The following is a 19,850-nucleotide window of genomic DNA, read 5'->3' as shown; positions in this document are numbered from 1 at the left end:
ATGAGTGTGGACCGTATCGATGCCTGTTTCGCCCGCCTGCGCGCCTCCGGCCGCAAGGCACTGATCCCCTTCATCACCGCCGGCGACCCCGGGCTGGACGCCACCGTGCCGGTGATGCACGCACTCGCCGCCGCCGGCGCGGACGTGATCGAGCTCGGGGTGCCGTTCTCCGACCCGATGGCCGATGGCCCGACCATCCAGCGCAGCTCCGAGCGCGCGCTGGCGCGTGGGGCAGGGCTGCGCTATGTGTTGGACACCGTGGCCGCCTTCCGGCGTGACGATGCCACCACCCCGGTGGTGCTGATGGGCTACCTGAACCCGGTGGAGATCCACGGCACCGCACGTTTCGCCCAGACCGCGATCGCCGCCGGCGTGGACGGCGTGCTGCTGGTCGACCTGCCGCCGGAAGAGGCGGCCGAAACCCGCGCCATCTTCACCGCCGCCGGGCTGGCGCTGATCCTGCTGGCCTCCCCCACCACCGCCGATGCGCGCCTGGACACCTTGTCGGCCATGGCCCAGGGCTACCTGTACTACGTCAGCTTCGCCGGCGTCACCGGTGCCTCCGAGCGCCTGGATAGCAGCGCCGCCAGCGCCCGCCTGCGCGACCTGCGCAGCCGCTCGACCGTCCCGGTCGTAGCCGGCTTCGGCATCAAGGACGCCGCCAGCGCCGCGGCCATGGCCGTCGAAGCCGACGGCGTCGTAGTAGGCAGCGCCTTGGTCGCCGTACTGGGTGAATCGGCCGATGCAGGCGCTGCCGCACAGACGGCAACGTCCTTCCTCGCGCCGCTGCGTGCCGCGCTAGACCAGGCCTGATCAAGCGGCGCCCCCGCTCTCCGATCCGCATACGTGAAACTGTGCAGAGGCAGGCGGGCAGCCGCGCCCGGGACCGTTGGGCGCCATGGGCCCGGCGCATGCGCCGGGCGGGTTGGGCAGGAGGCCCAACCCAGGTCTTGCCGTTTGTGCAGGACTGCACAAACGAGCAAGGCGCCCACGAGCCCCCAGGGGTGAAAGCGCATTGCTTGCGAGGCACTGCCTCGCATGCGTTCGAACGCCCAGCCGCCGGCGGCTGGGCCGGACCGCGGAGCGGGGTTTACGTGCGTGTCCCGGGCGCGGCTGCCCGCCTGCCTCCCACCTGACGACAGAGGCGCTACCGTTGGCTTGAGGTGATCGCAACAGTGCAGGTAGATCGCGGTCAACTTCTCCTAAACATACGTCACAGCACGGTTTTGCCGTCCACCACCGCACCCGGCAGGGGGTGCACGGGCAGGGAGGGGCTGAGCTAGACTGTCCGCCTTTGCGGCTCCCGGGCCGCCCTGAACGGAAGTAGCATCCCGCATGAGTTGGCTCAGCAAGTTGATGCCGTCGGGCATCCGCACCGACAATGTCCCCAGCAAGAAACGCAGCGTCCCCGAGGGCCTGTGGGAAAAGTGCAGCAGCTGCGGCAGCGCGCTTTACGGTCCTGAGCTGGAAGAGAACCTGGAAGTCTGCCCCAAGTGCGGCCACCACATGGCCATCCGCGCGCGCGCGCGCCTGGCCGCACTGTTCGACGCCGACAGCACCACCGAGATCGCCGCCCGCCTGGGGCCCACCGATCTGCTCAAGTTCAAGGACCAGAAGAAATACAGCGAGCGCATCAAGGCCTCGCAGAAGAACACCGGCGAGTACGACGCACTGATCGCCATGCAGGGCCTGATGAAGGGCCGCCCGCTGGTCGCCTCGGCCTTCGACTTCGCCTTCATGGGCGGCTCGATGGGCTCGGTGGTGGGTGAGCGTTTCGCGCTGGCCGCCGAAAAGGCGCTGGAGATCGGCGCGCCCTACGTGTGCTTCTCCGCCAGCGGCGGGGCGCGCATGCAGGAAGGCTTGTTCTCGCTGATGCAGATGGCCAAGACCTCCGCCGCGCTGGGCCGCCTGCGCGCCGCCGGGCTGCCCTACATCTCGGTGCTGACCCATCCCACCACCGGTGGCGTGTCGGCTTCCTTTGCCATGCTGGGCGATATCAACATCGCCGAACCGCAGGCGCTGATCGGCTTCGCCGGCCCGCGCGTGATCGAACAGACCGTGCGCGAAAAGCTGCCCGAAGGATTCCAGCGTTCGGAGTTCCTGCTCGAGCACGGGGCGATCGACCAGATCTGCGACCGTCGTGAAATGCGCGACCGCCTGTCCGAGCTGCTGGCCATGCTCGCCCGCCAGCCGGCACCGGCGGCGGACGCGGACGCGGCGGCCTGATGGGCGCGCGCAAGTATTTCGGCACCGACGGCATCCGCGGCCGGGTCGGCGAGGGGGTGATTTCGGCCGATTTCGTGCTGCGCCTGGGCAATGCGCTCGGCCGCGTGCTGATCGAGCGCAATGGCCATCGCCCGGGCCACCGCCCGGTGGTGGTGATCGGCAAGGACACCCGCATCTCCGGCTACATGTTCGAGGCCGCGCTGGAAGCGGGGCTGGTCGCCGCCGGCACCGACGTGCAACTGCTCGGCCCGATGCCGACCCCGGCCGTCGCCTTCCTGACCCGCACCCTGGGCGCCGATGCCGGCATCGTGATCAGTGCCTCGCACAACCCGCACTACGACAACGGCATCAAGTTCTTCTCCGCCGATGGCGAGAAGCTCGACGATGCCACCGAGCTGGCGCTGGAAGCGGCGCTGGACAGCGCCTTCACCACCGCCGAGTCCGACCGCCTCGGCAAGGCGATGCGCGCGCGCGACGCGGTCGGCCGCTACATCGAATTCTGCAAGGCCAGTGTGCCGCGCAGCTTCGACCTGCGCGGGCTGAAGATCGTGCTGGACTGCGCGCATGGCGCCACCTACCACATCGCCCCGCTGCTGTTCCGCGAGCTGGGCGCCGAGGTGGTCACCATCGGTGCCGAGCCCAACGGGGTCAACATCAACGATGGCGTCGGTTCGATGCACATCGACAACCTGGCCGCCAAAGTACGCCAGGTGCAGGCTGACCTGGGCATCGCCTTCGACGGCGACGGCGACCGCGTGCTGATGGCCGACGACCAGGGCAATCCGGTCGACGGCGACGACCTGCTGTATGTGCTGGCGCCGTCGTGGCAGCGCAACGGTCGCCTGCGCGGCCCGGTGGTCGGCACGCTGATGACCAACTTCGGCCTGGAACAGGCGATGGAGCGGCTGGGCCTACCGTTCATGCGCAGCAATGTCGGCGACCGCTACGTGCACCAGGCCCTGGTGGAAGGCGGCGGCGTGCTCGGTGGCGAAGCCTCCGGCCACCTGCTGTGCCTGGACCGCGCCACCACCGGCGATGCCATCGTCAGTGCGTTGCAGATACTGGAAGTGCTGCGCCGTGAAGGCCGGACCCTGCGCGAATCGCTGGCCGGGCTGGTCCGGGTGCCGCAGAAGACGGTCAACGTGCGCCTGGCCGGGGTGTCGGCCAAGGCGATCGTGCAGTCCGATGGCGTGCAGGCCGCGCTGGCCGCCGCGCAACAGGCGGTGAAGGGCCGCGGCCGCGCGTTCCTCCGCCCGTCCGGCACCGAGCCGGTGGTGCGCGTCACCGTCGAGGCCGACACTGCCGAGTTGATGCAGTCCACCCTGGACAGCCTGTCCAGCGCGGTCAAGGCAGCCGCTGCCGCCTGACGCTCGTTCGGCACGACCGTCGAGTTTGCCGACAAAAAAAAGCGCCCCGGGTTTTCGGGGCGTTTTTTTATGGTTCTTCGCCTATTTCCGGGGCTACAGCCCGTCAAATGCTGTGGCATTGCGGGGGGCATGCCACCGAGTAGGGCCGGCCGTTGTCCGGTTGTTGCCGCTGCTGTTGCCGCTTCGCGGATAACTTCAAAAGCGTTTCGTGCCCCTGCGGGGCGCGAGTCACTTTCTTGCTCGTGCAAGAAAGTAACCAAAGAACACGCCCGCGCCTCCGTAACAACGAATTTCCGCAGTGAAGAACGCGTCGCAACGCGCCCGTTCCCGGACGCATGGGATCGCGATGCTCGGCTCGCTCCAAGGGGGAGGTAGATCAAGATCACGGGCAACAGCAACAGCAACAGCAACAGCAACAGCAACAGCAACAGTAATCCGACCGCGGTCTGACGTTGCTCCAGGTCCTGGCAACCCCAGCACAGGTAGGTCCGACCCGTGGTCGGACACGCATCGTCTCGGCATCACGCTGTCCAAACGTGGCTCGGACCTACGCTTTCCCGTGCGTGCCAGCCATGTGTGGAGGGTTGGCGCGGCTGGGTTGGCGGGACTGTCGAAAACATGGATGTTTTCGCCAAGCCCCCACGGATGGGTTTACGGCGTGTCCCGCCAACCCAGCCGCGCCAACCCAATCAGCGCATATGTCGGTCATTGCCTTTGATCTGGGGCTTTAGTGCGCAACTTACTCCCCGCAAATCGGCGAAGAACCTTTTTTATTGCCGGCACGCAAATGCCTACGGCCCGGGCACCATCTTTTTCTGCCTGGCCTTGAACCGGTTGAATACCGGCGCGATCAACGGGTGGTAACTCCACGCGATGCGCTTGCGCAGCCAACTGGCCGGGCGGTTGCGGATCGCGAAGCGGTAGATGTGCTCCGGATCGCCGCCCACCACGTTGCGCCCGAACGGGTGGGTGGTGTGCAGGTAACGGAAACCCTGCTCGCGGGCGATCGGCAGGTAATCGGCGTCGAAATCACCGTACGGCCAGCACAGCGTGTCCGACACCTCGCCCAGCTGCTGCTGCAGCACGTGCCGGGCCATCGACAGGTCGCGGGTGATGCCCTCGCGCTTCTGCTCACGGCTGATGTCCTGCTTCAACCAGCGCGTATGCGTATGGGTATGGCAGTGCACTTCGAACGTGCCGGCGGCAATCATCGCGCGCGCTTCGCTCCAGCGCATCATCACATCGTCGGTGCGGCCCTCGCGCAGGATCGCCGCCTCGCAGCCGCGATGGTCCGGGGTGGCCGGCAACACCGCGCCGGCCTGGCCGGCATGCGGCCGCAGCGGGCCTTCGCCCATCCAGCCGGTGACCACGAACACCACCGCATGCATGCCGTACTTGAGCAGGATCGGGTGCGCGTACACCCAGTTGTCCAGGTAGCCGTCATCGAAGGTGATCACGATCGACTTGCGCGGCACCGGCTTGCCGGCCAGGAAACCGGCGTACTGCTCCAGGGTCAACGAGGTCCAGCCATTGCCGGCCAGCCAGGCGATCTGGCTTTCGAAGTTTTCCGGCGACACGGTGATCATGCCCGGCGAGGGCGACACGTGGTGGTGCATCAGCACCGGCACCGATCTAGCGTTGGCCATGGCCCAGTTCCTTCAACCACTGGTGGTAATAGTGTTCGGTCGCTTCGGTATGCCCGGCCGGGGTGAAGCGTTGCGCGCTGCGCATCCATTCCCAGCCGGCCCGGCCCATGCGCCGGCGCTGTTCGGGCTGTTCGACCAGCGTCTGCAGGGCCAGGGTCAGCGCGGCCCGGTCGCCCAGCGGCGCGAGCATAGCATTGCTGCCTTCGAGCACCATTTCCGGCACGCCGCCCACCCGCGTGGCCACGATCGGCACGCCCACGTGGGCCGCTTCCAGGAACACCGTGCCGGCCGCTTCCTTGTGCGTGGCCAGGGCGAAGATATCGAAGCCGGCCATCAGCCGGCAGGCGCCGTGCCGGTAGCCGAGCAGATGCACCTGGGCTTCCACGCCCAGCTCGCGGCGCAGGGCGATCAGGCGGTCCATCACCGGCTGGCCATCGCCGACGATCACCAGTTGCAGGTGCCGGTGCTGACGGCACAGCGGCGCGATCGCGTGCAGCAGCTCGGTGTGGCCCTTGGGCTCGCGCAGCACCGCCACGCAGCCGACCACCACCTGGCTGTCATCGAAGCCCAGTTCGCGGCGTACCTCGGCACGGGTGTCGCGCAGGCATTGCCAGGGGTCCTCGCTGTGGGCCCGGGTCCACTGCGGCGGCACCGCGATCGGCGGCACGATGCCGATGTGCGCATCGGCGATGCCGCGCGCCACCAGCAGCTGCTTGACGAAGCTGCTCACCGTCATCACCCGGTGCGGCAGGCCGGTATAGGTCAGCAGCGAATTGACCGGGCTCATCAGGTGCCGCGAGCGCACCACCAGCGGGGTGCGGCCCAGCCGCGCGCCGGCGGCGGCGATCAGGCTGTCGCGACGGCTGGTGGTGTTGACCACGTCGTAGCCCTGCGCGCGCACCAGCCGCGCCACCGTCCAGATGCCACGCAGCAGGCGCAGCAGGCCCCCCATCTTCAACCGGTGCACGGTGAAGCCGGCTTCGTGCGCGATCTCGCCCAGGCGTGCGCCGGGCTGGCACAGCAGCGAAACATCGTGGCCGCGCTCGCGCATCGCCAGCATGTGGCGGTAGATGTAGATCTCCTGTCCGCCAAGTCCCTTGGCAGCTTCGGTATGCAGGATCTTCAGGGGTTTGTTCATCGATGAACGTTCCATGTGATGGGCCGGCCGCCGGTCAGTGGCGGCGGAAGTGCGTCAGCGCGCCCCAGGCCGTTTGCACGGCGGCCGGGTCGGGTTGTTGGTTGATCAGGGGCAGGTAGCGGTGGTCCAGCGCGGTGGCATTGCCGAACTTGTCGAACACGTAGGTGTGCCCGCCCTGGCGGATGCCGCGCTGGGACCAGCTCTCCACCAGCAGCGCACGGTTGCCCGCGGCCGGGGCGAACAGATCCTGGCCGGTGCTGAAATCGGCCAGCGCGTTTTCGCAGCCCAGGCCGTGGCGCAGCAGAGTGGGGACGAAGTCTTCGTGGCTGCTGGGGGCGCCGTGCCGGCCGGGCGCGCGGCCGGGCCAGTGCAGCACGAACGGCACGCGGACCTGATGGTCGGAGAAATTGCCGTTGTGGCCCCAGTAATTCAGGCCCAGGTCGTTGAATTCCTCGGCGTGGTCGCCGGTCACCAGCACGATGGTGTTGTCGGCCTGACCGCTGTCGCGCAGGGTGGCCAGCAGCTCGCCGATCAGCGCATCGGCGTAGTGCACCGAGGTCAGGTAACGGTTGCGTTCCGGGCGGGGGTCGTGGTCGGCGTCCAGGGCCAGGAAGTCGATATTGGCGGCCATCGGCGTGGCCAGCGGCCGATAGCCCGGCGGCAGGTGGTAGGGGGCGTGCGAACTGTCCAGGAACGCCAGGCCGAACCAGTGGCCGGCGCCGGCGCCGGCAATGTCGGCGCGCAGCGCGTCGATGACATGGCGGTCGCGCGCGGCCACCGGCAGTGCCGACGGGGCGGTGTGCAACTGGTCGCGGACCTGGGCGAAGGCGGTGCGGTCGAACTCCGGGCTGGACAACGGGGCACTGCCGTACAGGTGCAGGGCGTAGTTCTGGCGGCGCAGCACATCGAACAGCAGCGAGCCGCGCTGCTCATCGAGCATGCTCTGCCAATAACCGCCGGGCAGCCCGTAGAGCAGCCCGAACAGGCCGTAGCGGGTGGCGTTGCCGGAGCTGTAGTGCTGCTCGAACAGCGCCGACTGCCGGGCCAGTGCCCAGGTATTGGGCATGGTGGTGGCGTCGAGGGCATCGTGACGCAGCGATTCGAGCACCACCACCAGCACGTTGGGCTGGGTGTTGCTCTGGCAACGCAGCGGCTGCAGTGGGTATTGCAGCTGGCTGTGGCGCGGGTCGGGCAGGCTGGCCTGGGGCAGGCTGCGCACGCCCAGCTGCAGCATGTGGCGCTTGGCGGTGATCGGCTGGGCCCAGGGCAGATAGGCCCACTGGCTGGTCACGGCGCGCTCGCCGCGGGCATCGTAGTAGGCGGTGGCGAGCTGGCCGATGCCCATCAGGGCCAGGCCGGTGGCCCAGGCCAGCAGCAGCGGGCGGCGCCGCGCGCCGGCCGGCACCAGGCGCCAGCAGGCCCAGGCCAGCAAGCCCTCGGCCAGCAGCACCGTGGCCATCACCGCCGCCGACTGCAGCCAGGTCTGCCAGGACAGCGCCACCTGGTCGCGCAGGGCGCCGCCGAACACCATGTTGAGCACCATGGCATTGAGGTGGAAGCGGTACAGGGCGAACACCTTGGCATCCACCAGCAGCAGGCCCAGCCACAGCGCCTGCAGCACCACGGCGCTGGCGACCAGCGCGCGCGGCGAGCGCCGCCACAGGCCCAGCAGCAACGGCAGCAGCGATACCAGCGCGCCGAAGGCAAGGAAGTGGCCGGGCAGGGCCACGGCCAGATAGCCCAGGCCCAGGGCGCCGCCCGGGTTGTCGCCCACGGGGGTGTTGCCCAGCGCGATGGCGATCGCCACCCCGGCATTGACCGCAGTGAACAGGCTCAGCCACGCTAGGCGCTGCCAGCGCGCGGTCGGGGGCGGGGTGGAACAGGGAGGTGAAACGTCCATGGCGTGGATCGGCGGCGCAGGAGGGGGAGGGGACGTGGCGGCGGCTGCGTCGGAAGACCGCCGATAGGCGGTCGGCGCGCATTGTATCGGCTTGTATCAATGTGTCGGGAGTGCCGATGGTCGGATCTGGCACAATGTTCAGCCGGGCCACAGGCGTGGCCTCGACCCATCCGAACAAGCCAGGAACCGCTGTGAGCCAGATCCCGACCCTCGACATCACCCGTTTCGACAGCGACCGCGAGGCGTTCGTCGCCGAGCTGGGCGCGGCCTACCGCGAATGGGGCTTCGCGGGCATCCGCAACCACGGCATTGCGCAGGTCGACATCGACGGCGCCTACGAGGTCTTCAAGGCCTTCTTCGCGCTGCCCGAAGCGACCAAACGCCAGTACCACGTGCCCGGCAGCGGTGGCGCGCGCGGCTACACGGCCTTCGGCGTGGAAACGGCAAAGGGCTCCCAGCACTTCGACCTGAAGGAGTTCTGGCACATCGGCCGCGAAATCCCGGACGACTCCAGGTACCGGGATGTGATGGCCCCGAACCTGTGGCCGAGCGAGGTACCGGGCTTCCGCGAGCGCGGCTATGCCCTGTACCAGGCGCTGGACAATCTGGGCTCGCGGGTGCTGTCGGCATTGGCCCTGCACATCGGGCTGCCGGAGGATTTCTTCGCCGACAAGACCAACCACGGCAACTCGATCCTGCGCCCGATCCACTACCCGCCGATCACCGCCGAGAACATCCCCAACGTGCGCGCCGGCGCGCATGGCGACATCAACTTCATCACCCTGCTGGTGGGCGCCAGCGCGGCCGGGCTGGAGGTGCAGTCGCACGAGGGCAAGTGGGTGCCGTTCACTTCCGACGCGGACACCATCGTGGTCAACATCGGCGACATGCTGCAGCGCCTGACCAACCACGTGTACCCGTCCACCATCCACCGCGTGGTCAATCCCCCGGGCGAGCAGGCGCGCCAGCCGCGCTATTCAGTGCCGTTCTTCCTGCACCCCAACCCGGACTTCCTGATCGACGTGCTGCCCACCTGCATCACCCCGGAAAACCCGAGCCGCTACCCCGAGCCGATCACCGCCCACGGCTTCCTGGAAGAGCGCCTGCGCGAGATCAAGCTGAAGTAAGGGGGGTATCGGCCCCGTGCCGATCCCGCCTGGTGGATGCCGACCCGTGGGTCGGCATGCCTGCGAAGGCCGCCGAAAGGCGGCCTTCTTTATGGTGCTTCTCCCCTCTGAGGGGAGCGTCTTGTTGCAGGCAGTCGCAGAGTGAGCACGACGCTATGCGGGTGGCCGGGTGTGCAGGCGCCGTTTGGAGCGGCTGGCGTCTTCGTTTGGGTCTGTCGCGAGCGTCTGGGCCCCGTAGCAGCTGGTAGGCCCCTGGCGCAAATGTCCCCCGGCCGCATGGCGGCCTCCTCCTTTACTTTGCCCAGGGGCCTACCGGCCGCTACGGGGCTCGGCTTGCGGCAAGCAAGTGGACGCGCGGCTTTTCTTGCTGCAGTCGGTGGGTCGGGCGCTGGGCCCCCATGCCCTTGGAGGCGAAGTAAAGGAGGAGGCGCCGGCCCGCAGGCCGACGCCGGGGGACATTCGCCGGAAAGGGTATGGGGGCCCAGCGCCCGACCCACCGGAATGCCCCGCCGTTCGCAACGACCTCCAATATCCATTTGAAATGTAAGCGTTTTCGCAGCAACCCCGATGCGTTTCATCCGGTATCATTGCCGGCTGATACCCAAACGGAGCCCCGCCCATGCGTCGCAAGATCGTCGCCGGTAACTGGAAGCTGCACGGCAGCCGCCAATTCGCCACGGACCTGGTCAGCGACCTGGTCGCCAGCCTGCCGCGTGACGGCGTGGACGTGGTCATCCTGCCGCCGCTGCCCTACCTGGGCGAACTGGTCGAGGAGTTCGACGGGCGGCCGGTGTTCTTCGGCTCCCAGGACGTCAGCAGCAACGAAAAGGGCGCCTACACCGGCGAAGTCTCCGCCGCGATGCTGGCCGAAGTCGGTGCCCGCTATGGCCTGGTCGGCCATTCCGAGCGCCGCCAGTACCACAGCGAGAGCAGCGAGCTGGTCGCCCGCAAGTTCGCCGCCGCCGTCCATGCCGGCCTGGTTCCGGTGCTGTGCGTGGGCGAAACCCTGGAGCAGCGTGAAGCCGGCCAGACCGAGCAGGTCATCGCCGCCCAGCTGGCCCCGGTGCTGGCCCTGGCGGGCCCGGCCGGCTTCCAGCACGCCGTGGTCGCCTATGAGCCGGTCTGGGCCATCGGCACCGGCCGGACCGCGTCCAAGGAGCAGGCCCAGCAGGTCCATGCGTTCATCCGTGGCGAAGTGGCCAGGCTGGATGCTAGAATCGCCGATTCGTTGCCGATCCTGTATGGCGGCAGCGTGAAGCCCGACAACGCTGCCGAGCTGTTCGCACAGCCCGATGTCGACGGCGGGCTGGTGGGCGGCGCCTCGCTGGTGGCCGCGGATTTCCTGGCCATCGTCGATGCGGCGGCTAAACAGTTAAATAGTAATGTTGCCGGCTGACAGCCGGCACTACATGACATGTCCGAGGACGGATTCGAAATGCTGATGTTGATCCTCAATGTGGTCTACGTGCTGGTGGCCGTTGCCATGATCGCGCTCATCCTGATGCAGCGCGGTTCCGGCGCGGCCGCAGGGTCGGGTTTCGGCGCAGGTGCCTCGGGCACCGTGTTCGGCGCGCGTGGCGCGTCCAACTTCCTGTCCAAGTCGACCAAGTGGCTGGCCGTGGTGTTCTTCGGCATCAGCCTGTTCATGGCCTGGTACGCCAGCCATGGCTCGCGGCCCGCCGCGCAGCAGGACCTGGGCCTGATGTCGGCCCCGGTGGCCACCACCCCGGCCGCGCCGGCCGGTGAACTCCCGGCCGTGCCCAAGGCCCCGGAAACCGCTGTCCCGCAGCCGGTTCCGCAGGCCACTGTGCCGGCTCAGGCGGCAACGCCGAAATCTGGTGAAGAAAAGCCTGCCGAAGGCACCCAGACTCGCTGAAGACGGTTACAATATGCGGCGCGATGACGGAGGCCGAGAGGCAATCCCGTCATCGCGAACGTAAGCCCAGGTGGCGGAATTGGTAGACGCACTACCTTGAGGTGGTAGCGACGCAAGTCGTAGGGGTTCGAGTCCCCTCTTGGGCACCATTTGTTTGTAAGCGGATTCGTCCGGCGCGCAAAGCGCCGGGTCTCGATATCCGTCCACTCCCCCATGCCAACACGCCTGCAGGCGTTGCGGCAGAGGCAAGAGAGAATCGCTGTGCTGGCCGAATATTTGCCGTCTCTGCTGTTTCTGATCGTTGCCACCGGTATCGGCGTATCGCTGATGCTGGTTGGCCGATTCCTCGGTCCCCGACGTCCTGATCTGCAAAAGCTCTCGCCGTACGAGTGCGGCTTCGAGGCTTTCGAGGACGCGCGCATGAAGTTCGACGTGCGTTACTACCTGATCGCGATCCAGTTCATCGTATTTGACTTGGAAATCATCTTCATCGTGCCGTGGACCCAGGTCTTCATGGAGCTGGGCGCACGTTCGCTGGTCACGATGGGCCTGTTCGTGGGCATGCTTTTCCTCGGTTTCATTTACGTCTGGAAGAAGGGAGCGCTGGAATGGGAGTGATTCAGACGCTCGACGGCCTGATGAACAACCCGGTCCCGGAAGGGCGGGTCGACGACATCCTGCGCCCCGAAGGCGACAACCCGCTGCTTGAAAAGGGCTACGTGACCACCAGCGTCGATGCGCTGTTGAACTGGGCGCGTACCGGCTCGATGTGGCCGATGACCTTCGGTCTGGCCTGCTGCGCGGTGGAAATGATGCATGCCGGTGCCGCGCGCCTGGACCTGGACCGTTACGGCGTGGTGTTCCGCCCGTCGCCGCGCCAGTCCGACGTGATGATCGTGGCCGGCACCCTGGTCAACAAGATGGCCCCGGCGCTGCGCAAGGTCTACGACCAGATGCCGGACCCGAAGTGGGTCATCTCCATGGGCAGCTGTGCCAACGGTGGCGGCTACTACCACTACTCGTATGCAGTAGTGCGTGGCTGTGACCGCGTGGTGCCGGTGGACATCTACGTCCCCGGTTGCCCACCAACCGCCGAAGCGCTGGTGTACGGGATCCTGCAGTTGCAGAAGAAGATCTGGCGTACGCAGACCATCGCCCGCTGACATTCCTCCTGACAAGAGCACGCCAAGCCCCCATGGCAGAGCAAGCACCTTCCTTCATCGACCGACTTTCCGCACGTTTCGCAGGTGCGCAGGTCTTCGTGGTCGAACCCCGCGGCGAAGTGACGCTGGAAGTGCCTTCTGCTGATTGGCATGCCACCGCCCTGGCGCTGCGCGACGAATTCGGTTTCGAACAGGCCGTTGACCTGTGCGGGCTGGACTACCTCGGCTATGGCAGCGACGAATGGGACACGGCCGATGTGTCGTCCCAGGGCTTCAGCCGTGGCGTCGAGGGCAACGCCGTCGGCCGTTTCGCCTGGGGTGAATTCCCCACCGGCGAAACCAGCGACGGCGCCCAGCCGCAGCCGATCCCGCTGCAGCGCTTCGCCGTGGTCGCCCAGCTGCGCTCCTACCAGCACAACCTGATGATGCGCATCCGTTGCTTTGCGCCGAACGAGGAACTGCCGGTGGTGGCCTCGTTGACCGATGTATGGCCGGGCCTGAACTGGTTCGAGCGCGAAGCGTTCGATCTGTTCGGCGTGATCTTCCAGGGCCATCCGGACCTGCGCCGGATCCTGACCGACTACGGCTTCGTCGGCCATCCGTTCCGCAAGGATTTCCCGCTGATCGGCAACGTCGAAGTGCGCTACGACGAAGAGAAGAAGCGCGTGATCTACGAGCCGGTGACCTCGGTGGAGCCGCGTGTCGGCGTGCCGCGCGTGATCCGTGACGACGCCCGTTTCCAGACCGCTGCCGGCGAGTCCGCGCAGTCGGAGGCAGTAAAGTGAATGCTGATCTGAGCAAGCGTGAACCCCAGGCCCACCAGGCCTTTGCGAGCAACCCGGCCGAACTGCGCCAGGAAATCCGCAACTACACCATGAACTTCGGTCCCCAGCATCCGGCCGCGCACGGTGTGCTGCGCCTGATCCTGGAAATGGACGGCGAAACCATCATGCGTGCCGACCCGCACGTGGGCCTGCTGCACCGGGGTACCGAAAAGCTGGCCGAGTCCAAGCCGTTCAACCAGTCGATCGGCTACATGGACCGCCTGGATTACGTGTCGATGATGTGCAACGAGCACGCCTACGTGCGCGCGATCGAAACCCTGATGGGGATCGAGGCGCCCGAGCGTGCGCAGTACATCCGCACCATGTTCGACGAAATCACCCGCATCCTGAATCACCTGATGTGGCTGGGTTCCAACGCGCTCGATCTGGGCGCGATGGCGGTCATGCTGTACGCCTTCCGCGAGCGCGAAGAGCTGATGGACTGCTACGAAGCGGTCTCCGGCGCGCGCATGCATGCGGCGTACTACCGTCCGGGCGGCGTCTACCGCGACCTGCCTGACCACATGCCCAAGTACAAGGAATCGCGCTGGCACAAGGGCAAGGCCCTGAAGAACCTCAACGCCTCGCGCGAAGGTTCGCTGCTGGACTTCCTGGAGAACTTCACCGTCGAGTTCCCCACGCGCGTGGACGAATACGAAACCCTGCTGACCGACAACCGGATCTGGAAGCAGCGTACCGTCGGCATCGGCGTGGTCACCCCCGAACTGGCCCATGCGTGGGGCATGACCGGGGTGATGCTGCGCGGCTCGGGCATTGCCTGGGACCTGCGCAAGAAGCAGCCGTATGCCAAGTACGACACCGTCCAGTTCGACATCCCGCTGGGCAAGGAAGGCGACTGCTACGACCGCTACCTGTGCCGCGTGGCCGAGATGCGCGAATCCAACCGCATCATCAAGCAGTGCGTCACCTGGCTGAAGGCCAACCCCGGCCCGGTCATGGTCAAGAACTTCAAGGTCGCCCCGCCCAGCCGCGAGGACATGAAGGACGACATGGAAGCACTGATCCATCACTTCAAGCTGTTCAGTGAAGGCTATTGCGTCCCGGCCGGCGAAACCTACGCCGCCGTCGAAGCGCCCAAGGGCGAGTTCGGCTGCTACCTGATGTCCGATGGCGCCAACAAGCCGTTCCGCGTGCACCTGCGCGCGCCGGGCTTTGCCCATCTGTCCTCGATCGACTCGATCGTGCGCGGGCACATGCTCGCCGACGTGGTGGCGATGATCGGCACCTACGACCTGGTGTTCGGCGAGGTGGACCGGTGACCGCAACCGCATGCACGATGCCTGACACCCGCCGGCTGCTGCCGGCGCTGCAGGTTCTGTTTTTCAACGATTTCGTATTCGCTGAGGTCGGCCGATGAAGGCGACAGGTAATTTCGAGGCGGCGCGCGACGTCGACCCGATGGTGGTCTTGAACGACAAGACCCGTGCGCACATCGATCATTGGCTGGCCAAGTTCCCGCCCGATCGCAAGCGTTCGGCCGTGTTGCAGGGCCTGCACGCCGCGCAGGAACAGAACGCAGGCTGGCTGACCGACGAGTTGATCGCCGGCGTCGCCAAGTACCTGGACCTGCCGCCGGTGTGGGCCTACGAGGTGGCCAGCTTCTACTCGATGTTCGAGCTGGAAAAGGTCGGCCGCCACAACGTGGCCTTCTGCACCAACATCAGCTGCTGGTTGAACGGTGCCGAAGACCTGGTCGCGCATGCCGAGAAGAAGCTCGGCTGCAAGACCGGCCAGTCCACCGCCGATGGCCGCATCTACCTCAAGCGTGAAGAAGAATGCCTGGCCGGTTGCGCCGGTGCGCCGATGATGGTCATCAATGGCCATTACCACGAGCGCCTGACCGTCGAGAAGGTCGACGAGCTGCTGGACGGGTTGGAGTAAGACATGGCACATCATCACGCACCCACTGGCCCGGTCGGTCCTGCGCCGCTGCCGCACCAAGTGGTCTACACCACCTTGCACTACGACACCCCGTGGTCGTACGAAAGCTACCTCAAGACCGGTGGCTATGCCGCCCTGCGCAAGATCATCGAAGAGAAGATCTCGCCGGAGCAGGTCATCGAGATGGTCAAGCAGTCCAACCTGCGCGGCCGTGGCGGCGCGGGCTTCCCGACCGGCCTGAAGTGGTCCTTCATGCCCAAGGGCACCATGCAGAAGTACATCCTGTGCAACTCGGATGAATCCGAGCCGGGTACCTGCAAGGATCGCGACATCCTGCGCTACAACCCGCATTCGGTGGTCGAAGGCATGGCGATCGCCTGCTACGCCACCGGCAGCACCGTGGGTTACAACTACCTGCGTGGCGAGTTCCACCACGAGCCGTTCGAGAACTTCGAGCAGGCCCTGGCCGACGCGTATGCCAACGGCTGGCTGGGCAAGAACATCCTCGGCAGCGGCGTGGACATCGACATCTACGGTGCGCTCGGCGCCGGCGCGTACATCTGCGGCGAAGAAACCGCGCTGATGGAATCGCTGGAAGGCAAGAAAGGCCAGCCGCGCTACAAGCCGCCGTTCCCGGCCAACTTCGGCCTGTACGGCAAGCCGTCGACGATCAACAACACCGAGACCTATGCCTCGGTGCCGGCGATCATCCGCAACGGCCCGGAATGGTTCGCAGGCCTGAGCCTGACCAAGAACGGCGGCCCGAAGATCTTCTCGGTGTCCGGTTGCGTGCAGAAGGGCGGCAACTTCGAAGTGCCGCTGGGCACCACCTTCGACGAGCTGCTGGAAATGGCCGGTGGCCTCAAGCCGGGCCGCACCCTCAAGGGCGCGGTGCCGGGCGGGGTGTCGATGCCGGTGCTGAAGGCCGAGGAACTCAAGGGCCTGCAGATGGACTACGACACCCTGCGTGCCCTAGGCACCGGCCTGGGGTCGGGCGCCATCGTGGTGCTCGACGACAGCGTGTGCTGCGTCAAGTTCGCCTGCCGCATCAGCCAGTTCTTCCACAAGGAATCCTGCGGGCAGTGCACCCCGTGCCGCGAAGGCACCGGCTGGATGCACCGTGTGCTGGAGCGCATCGTCGCCGGCAAGGCCACGATGGAAGACCTGCACCAGTTGAAGACGGTGGCCGGCCAGATCGAAGGCCACACCATCTGCGCGTTCGGTGAAGCGGCGGCATGGCCCATCCAGGGCTTCCTGCGCCAGTTCTGGGACGAATTCGAGTACTACATCGTCAACGGTCATTCGATGGTTGACGGCAAGAAGGTGGAGGCAGCCGCCGCATGAGCGCGCAACCCAACAACCCGGGCGTGGCACCGGTCGTCGTACCCGACGGCCACGTGACCGTCGAGATCGACGGCCAGTCGCTGGTCGTGCCCAAGGGCTCGATGATCATCCAGGCCGCCGACAAGGCCGGCATTCCGATCCCGCGCTTCTGCTACCACGAGAAGCTGCCGATCGCGGCCAACTGCCGCATGTGCCTGGTCGACGTGGAAAAGTCGCCCAAGCCCGCGCCGGCCTGCGCCACGCCGGTGATGGACGGCATGAAGGTCGCCACCCGCAGTGAAAAGGCGCTGAAGTTCCAGCGCTCGGTGATGGAATTCCTGCTGATCAACCACCCGCTGGATTGCCCGATCTGCGACCAGGGCGGCGAGTGCGAGCTGCAGGACGTCTCGCTGGGCTATGGCCGTTCGGTCAGCCGCTTCAACGAGCGCAAGCGCGTGGTGCCCGACGAGGACATCGGTCCGCTGGTGGCCACCGAGATGACCCGCTGCATCCAGTGCACCCGTTGCGTGCGCTTCACCGCCGACGTGGCCGGTACCTATGAACTGGGTGGCATGTACCGCGGTGAAAACCTGCAGATCGGCACCTACGACGGCAAGCCGCTGACCACCGAACTGTCCGGCAACGTCGTCGACGTCTGCCCGGTCGGCGCGCTGACCAACAAGGTGTTCCAGTTCCGCGCCCGTCCGTGGGAACTGACCGCACGCGAATCGCTGGGTTACCACGACGCGATGGGCTCGAACCTGTTCCTGCACGTGCGCCGCGGCGAAGTGCTGCGCGTGGTGCCGCGCGACAACGAGTCGGTCAACGAATGCTGGCTGTCCGATCGCGACCGCTATTCGCACCAGGGCCTGTACAGCGAAGACCGTGCGGTCAAGCCGCTGCGCAAGGTCAACGGCGAGTGGAAGGAAGTGAGTTGGGCTGAAGGCCTGGCCGCTGCCAAGGAGATCTTCGCTGCGAACCAGGGCGACGATCTCGGCCTGCTGGTGCATCCGTCGGCATCGAACGAGGAGGGCGCGCTGCTGGCCCGTCTCGCTGCCGGCCTGGGCACCACTCACATCGATCACCGCATCAACAACCGCGATTTCTCCGACGCCGCCACCGCCGAAGTCTTCGGCCTGCCGCTGGCCGAGATCGAAGGCGCGGACAGCATCGTCGTGCTCGGCAGCAACATCCGCCACGAGCTGCCGCTGCTGCATGCCCGCCTGCGCAAGGCGCAGACCACGGGCAACGCGAAGATCCACGCCGTCAATCCGGTGGACTTCGATTTCGCCTTCAAGCTGGCCAGCAAGCAGATCGTCGCCCCGTCGGCCTTCATCGACGCACTGGGCAACGCCGAGCTGCGTGACGCCGTGAAGGGCGCGAGCAACGCCGTGCTGATCGTCGGTGGCATCGCCGAAAACCACCCGCAGGCCGCCGCGATCCGCGCCGCTGCGCGTGATTTCGCCGCCGCCACCGGTGCCAAGCTGTGCCGCATCCCGCAGGGCGCCAATGCCGTGGGCCTGGCCCGCGCCGGCGTGCTGCCGGCCGGCAAGGACGTCAACGCCATGCTGGCCCAGCCGCGCAAGGCCTATGCCATCTACGGCATCGAGCCGGGCCTGGATTTCGCCGACGCCGCTGCTGCCCGCAAGGCGCTGGCCGGTGCCCAGGTGGTGGCTTTCAGCCAGTTCGCCTGTGCCTCGACCCGCGACGTCGCCGACGTGATCCTGCCGATCGGCGCACTGCCGGAAGTGGATGCCACCCTGACCAACCTCGATGGCCGCGAGCAGTCGGCCCGTGCCGGCGGCAAGCTGCCGGGCGAGGCGCGTGAAGGCTGGCGCGTGCTGCGTGCACTGGGCGGCGAGATGTCGCTGGCCGGTTTCGAGTTCACCGACCTGGTCGGCCTGCGCGCCAGCCTGGCCCCGGTCAGCGTCAACGTCTCGTCCTCGGCGGCCACGCCGGTGGCGGGCGAGGGCTTGGAAGTGGCTTCGGCCGCGGCGATCTACCGCACCGATGCGGTGGTCCGTCGCGCCCAGGCGCTGCAGTCGCATCCGCTCAACAACGCCCCGCGCATCGTGCTCAACAGCGCCGACGCCACCCGCCTGCAGTTGGTGGAAGGGCAGATGGCCAAGGTCGGCACCGATGCCGGCCGCGCCACCTTGCCGGTGGTGGTCGACGCCCGCGTCGCCGCGGGTGCCGTCTGGATTGAATCGGGCCACGGTGCAACCGCGCCGCTGGGTGCCGCACGCGTAACGGTGGTGGCCGCATGAACGAATTGCTGTTGAACGCAGTCGACCCGCTGCACCAGTGGCTGCTGTCACTGGGCGACATCGGCGCGCTGCTGTGGATCATCCTGAAGATCCTGGTGATCGCCATGCCGGTGATCATCTCGGTGGCCTTCTACGTGGTCTGGGAGCGCAAGCTGATCGGCTGGATGCACGTGCGCCATGGTCCGATGTATGTCGGCATGGGCATCTTCCAGGCCTTCGCCGACGTCTTCAAACTGCTGTTCAAGGAAATCATCCAGCCGGCCAGCTCGCACAAGGCGATGTTCATCCTTGCGCCGCTGATCACCCTGGGCCCGGCCTTCGCGGCCTGGTCGGTGATTCCCTTCGATGCAAGGCTGGTGCTGTCCAACGCCAACGCCGGCCTGCTCTACCTGCTGGCGATGACCTCGCTGGGCGTGTACGGCATCATCCTGGCCGGTTGGGCGTCCAACTCCAAGTACGCCTTCCTGGGTGCGATGCGCGCCTCGGCGCAGATGATCAGCTACGAAATCGCCATGGGCTTTGCCCTGGTCGGCGTGATGATCGCCTCGGGCAGCCTCAACCTGAGCAGCATCGTGATGGCCCAGGCCGGCAACGCCGGTCTGTTCGACTGGTTCCTGCTGCCGCTGTTCCCGCTGTTCATCGTGTACTGGGTGTCCGGCGTGGCCGAAACCAACCGCGCCCCGTTCGACGTGGTGGAAGGCGAGTCGGAAATCGTCGCCGGCCACATGGTCGAATACTCCGGTGGTGCGTTCGCGCTGTTCTTCCTGGCCGAATACGCCAACATGATCCTGATCAGCTTCCTGATCTCGATCTTCTTCCTCGGCGGCTGGCTGAGCCCGATCCAGGGCTGGATCACGGCGGACATCTCGCCGTGGATCGACTGGATCTGGAAAGGTGGCTGGCCGTGGCTGCTGCTGAAGGTGTTCTTCTTCGCCAGCTCCTACATCTGGTTCCGTGCCAGCTTCCCGCGCTTCCGCTACGACCAGATCATGCGTCTGGGCTGGAAGGTCTTCATCCCGCTCACCATCCTGTGGATTGCAGTGACGGCGTTGATGGTGTTTTACGGCGTGATCCAGAAGGGCGTCTAAGTG

The 19,850-nt window shown here is 66.7% G+C and carries 17 protein-coding genes and 1 tRNA gene; 15 read left to right on the top strand and 3 right to left on the bottom strand.

Features of this window, described 5'->3' with window-relative positions:
• The first annotated feature begins 6 nt into the window (after positions 1 to 6).
• The 3 genes from trpA (at position 7) to glmM (ending at position 3,593) form a co-directional block, all read left to right on the top strand.
• On the top strand, positions 7 to 813 hold the full coding sequence (gene trpA / locus AC3ITM_RS13185; protein WP_489270106.1) for a tryptophan synthase subunit alpha: 807 nt from the start codon (positions 7 to 9) through the stop codon (positions 811 to 813).
• A 522-nt stretch (positions 814 to 1,335) separates the two neighbouring features.
• A complete protein-coding gene (gene accD, locus AC3ITM_RS13180) occupies positions 1,336 to 2,226 on the top strand; it encodes an acetyl-CoA carboxylase, carboxyltransferase subunit beta (protein ID WP_489265577.1) in 891 nt (296 codons plus the stop codon).
• Entirely contained in the window at positions 2,226 to 3,593 is a 1,368-nt protein-coding gene (glmM, locus tag AC3ITM_RS13175) for a phosphoglucosamine mutase (protein WP_489265575.1), read from the top strand. The genes accD and glmM overlap by 1 nt, the downstream gene beginning before the upstream one ends.
• 791 nt (positions 3,594 to 4,384) lie before the next feature.
• Here the strand turns inward: glmM and AC3ITM_RS13170 are convergent.
• The 3 genes from AC3ITM_RS13170 to AC3ITM_RS13160 are packed head-to-tail and all read right to left on the bottom strand — an operon-like array spanning position 4,385 to position 8,277.
• Positions 4,385 to 5,239, bottom strand: a complete 855-nt coding sequence (locus AC3ITM_RS13170) for a polysaccharide deacetylase family protein (RefSeq protein WP_489265573.1) — start codon at positions 5,237 to 5,239, stop codon at positions 4,385 to 4,387.
• Positions 5,226 to 6,377 carry a glycosyltransferase family 4 protein gene (locus AC3ITM_RS13165; protein ID WP_489265572.1) on the bottom strand — a complete coding sequence of 384 codons (1,152 nt, stop codon included), beginning with the start codon at positions 6,375 to 6,377 and terminating at the stop codon, positions 5,226 to 5,228. Before AC3ITM_RS13165 ends, AC3ITM_RS13170 begins: the two co-directional genes overlap by 14 nt.
• 34 nt (positions 6,378 to 6,411) lie before the next feature.
• Positions 6,412 to 8,277 carry a DUF3413 domain-containing protein gene (locus AC3ITM_RS13160; protein WP_489265570.1) on the bottom strand — a complete coding sequence of 622 codons (1,866 nt, stop codon included), beginning with the start codon at positions 8,275 to 8,277 and terminating at the stop codon, positions 6,412 to 6,414.
• A 134-nt stretch (positions 8,278 to 8,411) separates the two neighbouring features.
• On the opposite strand from AC3ITM_RS13160, the gene AC3ITM_RS13155 reads away from it, so the two are divergent.
• The 12 genes from AC3ITM_RS13155 to nuoH all read left to right on the top strand — a co-directional run bounded on the left by AC3ITM_RS13155 (position 8,412) and on the right by nuoH (position 19,847).
• Positions 8,412 to 9,404, top strand: coding sequence for an isopenicillin N synthase family dioxygenase (locus AC3ITM_RS13155; RefSeq protein ID WP_489265568.1), 993 nt, complete (start codon positions 8,412 to 8,414; stop codon positions 9,402 to 9,404).
• Positions 9,405 to 10,023: 619 nt separating this feature from the next.
• Positions 10,024 to 10,800, top strand: a complete 777-nt coding sequence (gene tpiA, locus AC3ITM_RS13150; RefSeq protein WP_489265566.1) for a triose-phosphate isomerase — start codon at positions 10,024 to 10,026, stop codon at positions 10,798 to 10,800.
• 39 nt (positions 10,801 to 10,839) lie between these two features.
• The gene (gene secG / locus AC3ITM_RS13145) at positions 10,840 to 11,280 is read left to right on the top strand and encodes a preprotein translocase subunit SecG (RefSeq protein ID WP_228884379.1); all 441 of its coding nucleotides are present in this window, start codon (positions 10,840 to 10,842) and stop codon (positions 11,278 to 11,280) included.
• Between the two features lie 64 nt (positions 11,281 to 11,344).
• A tRNA-Leu gene (locus AC3ITM_RS13140) sits at positions 11,345 to 11,429 on the top strand.
• Between the two features lie 112 nt (positions 11,430 to 11,541).
• Entirely contained in the window at positions 11,542 to 11,898 is a 357-nt protein-coding gene (locus AC3ITM_RS13135) for an NADH-quinone oxidoreductase subunit A (RefSeq protein WP_228884514.1), read from the top strand.
• Positions 11,889 to 12,443 carry a NuoB/complex I 20 kDa subunit family protein gene (locus AC3ITM_RS13130; protein ID WP_019182677.1) on the top strand — a complete coding sequence of 185 codons (555 nt, stop codon included), beginning with the start codon at positions 11,889 to 11,891 and terminating at the stop codon, positions 12,441 to 12,443. Before AC3ITM_RS13135 ends, AC3ITM_RS13130 begins: the two co-directional genes overlap by 10 nt.
• Before the next feature lie 32 nt (positions 12,444 to 12,475).
• Positions 12,476 to 13,228 carry an NADH-quinone oxidoreductase subunit C gene (locus AC3ITM_RS13125; protein ID WP_489265564.1) on the top strand — a complete coding sequence of 251 codons (753 nt, stop codon included), beginning with the start codon at positions 12,476 to 12,478 and terminating at the stop codon, positions 13,226 to 13,228.
• Positions 13,229 to 13,317: 89 nt separating this feature from the next.
• A complete protein-coding gene (locus AC3ITM_RS13120; RefSeq protein ID WP_489270105.1) occupies positions 13,318 to 14,547 on the top strand; it encodes an NADH-quinone oxidoreductase subunit D in 1,230 nt (409 codons plus the stop codon).
• A 94-nt stretch (positions 14,548 to 14,641) separates the two neighbouring features.
• Positions 14,642 to 15,169 (top strand): NADH-quinone oxidoreductase subunit NuoE, encoded by a 528-nt coding sequence (nuoE, locus tag AC3ITM_RS13115; RefSeq protein WP_121038421.1) that lies wholly within the window; start codon positions 14,642 to 14,644, stop codon positions 15,167 to 15,169.
• Positions 15,170 to 15,172: 3 nt separating this feature from the next.
• Entirely contained in the window at positions 15,173 to 16,513 is a 1,341-nt protein-coding gene (gene nuoF, locus AC3ITM_RS13110) for an NADH-quinone oxidoreductase subunit NuoF (protein ID WP_489265562.1), read from the top strand.
• Positions 16,510 to 18,759 (top strand): NADH-quinone oxidoreductase subunit NuoG, encoded by a 2,250-nt coding sequence (gene nuoG, locus AC3ITM_RS13105; protein WP_489265561.1) that lies wholly within the window; start codon positions 16,510 to 16,512, stop codon positions 18,757 to 18,759. The genes nuoF and nuoG overlap by 4 nt, the downstream gene beginning before the upstream one ends.
• Positions 18,756 to 19,847 (top strand): NADH-quinone oxidoreductase subunit NuoH, encoded by a 1,092-nt coding sequence (gene nuoH, locus AC3ITM_RS13100; protein ID WP_489265559.1) that lies wholly within the window; start codon positions 18,756 to 18,758, stop codon positions 19,845 to 19,847. Before nuoG ends, nuoH begins: the two co-directional genes overlap by 4 nt.
• Positions 19,848 to 19,850: the final 3 nt, after the last annotated feature.

The sequence above is a fragment of the Stenotrophomonas sp. KH_029 genome, from assembly GCF_057839765.1.
Note: the sequence above shows the minus strand (reverse complement) of the source record. Positions and strands in the feature narration are given on the sequence as shown.

Coding starts and splice junctions, on each gene's coding strand:
- accD (WP_489265577.1), top strand. CDS start 1,336: ATGAGTTGGCTCAGCAAGTTGATGCCGTCGGGCATCCGCACCGACAAT.
- glmM (WP_489265575.1), top strand. CDS start 2,226: ATGGGCGCGCGCAAGTATTTCGGCACCGACGGCATCCGCGGCCGGGTC.
- AC3ITM_RS13170 (WP_489265573.1), bottom strand. CDS start 5,239: ATGGCCAACGCTAGATCGGTGCCGGTGCTGATGCACCACCACGTGTCG.
- AC3ITM_RS13165 (WP_489265572.1), bottom strand. CDS start 6,377: ATGAACAAACCCCTGAAGATCCTGCATACCGAAGCTGCCAAGGGACTT.
- AC3ITM_RS13160 (WP_489265570.1), bottom strand. CDS start 8,277: ATGGACGTTTCACCTCCCTGTTCCACCCCGCCCCCGACCGCGCGCTGG.
- AC3ITM_RS13155 (WP_489265568.1), top strand. CDS start 8,412: ATGTTCAGCCGGGCCACAGGCGTGGCCTCGACCCATCCGAACAAGCCA.
- tpiA (WP_489265566.1), top strand. CDS start 10,024: ATGCGTCGCAAGATCGTCGCCGGTAACTGGAAGCTGCACGGCAGCCGC.
- secG (WP_228884379.1), top strand. CDS start 10,840: ATGCTGATGTTGATCCTCAATGTGGTCTACGTGCTGGTGGCCGTTGCC.
- AC3ITM_RS13130 (WP_019182677.1), top strand. CDS start 11,889: ATGGGAGTGATTCAGACGCTCGACGGCCTGATGAACAACCCGGTCCCG.
- AC3ITM_RS13125 (WP_489265564.1), top strand. CDS start 12,476: ATGGCAGAGCAAGCACCTTCCTTCATCGACCGACTTTCCGCACGTTTC.
- AC3ITM_RS13120 (WP_489270105.1), top strand. CDS start 13,318: ATGAACTTCGGTCCCCAGCATCCGGCCGCGCACGGTGTGCTGCGCCTG.
- nuoE (WP_121038421.1), top strand. CDS start 14,642: ATGAAGGCGACAGGTAATTTCGAGGCGGCGCGCGACGTCGACCCGATG.
- nuoF (WP_489265562.1), top strand. CDS start 15,173: ATGGCACATCATCACGCACCCACTGGCCCGGTCGGTCCTGCGCCGCTG.
- nuoG (WP_489265561.1), top strand. CDS start 16,510: ATGAGCGCGCAACCCAACAACCCGGGCGTGGCACCGGTCGTCGTACCC.
- nuoH (WP_489265559.1), top strand. CDS start 18,756: ATGAACGAATTGCTGTTGAACGCAGTCGACCCGCTGCACCAGTGGCTG.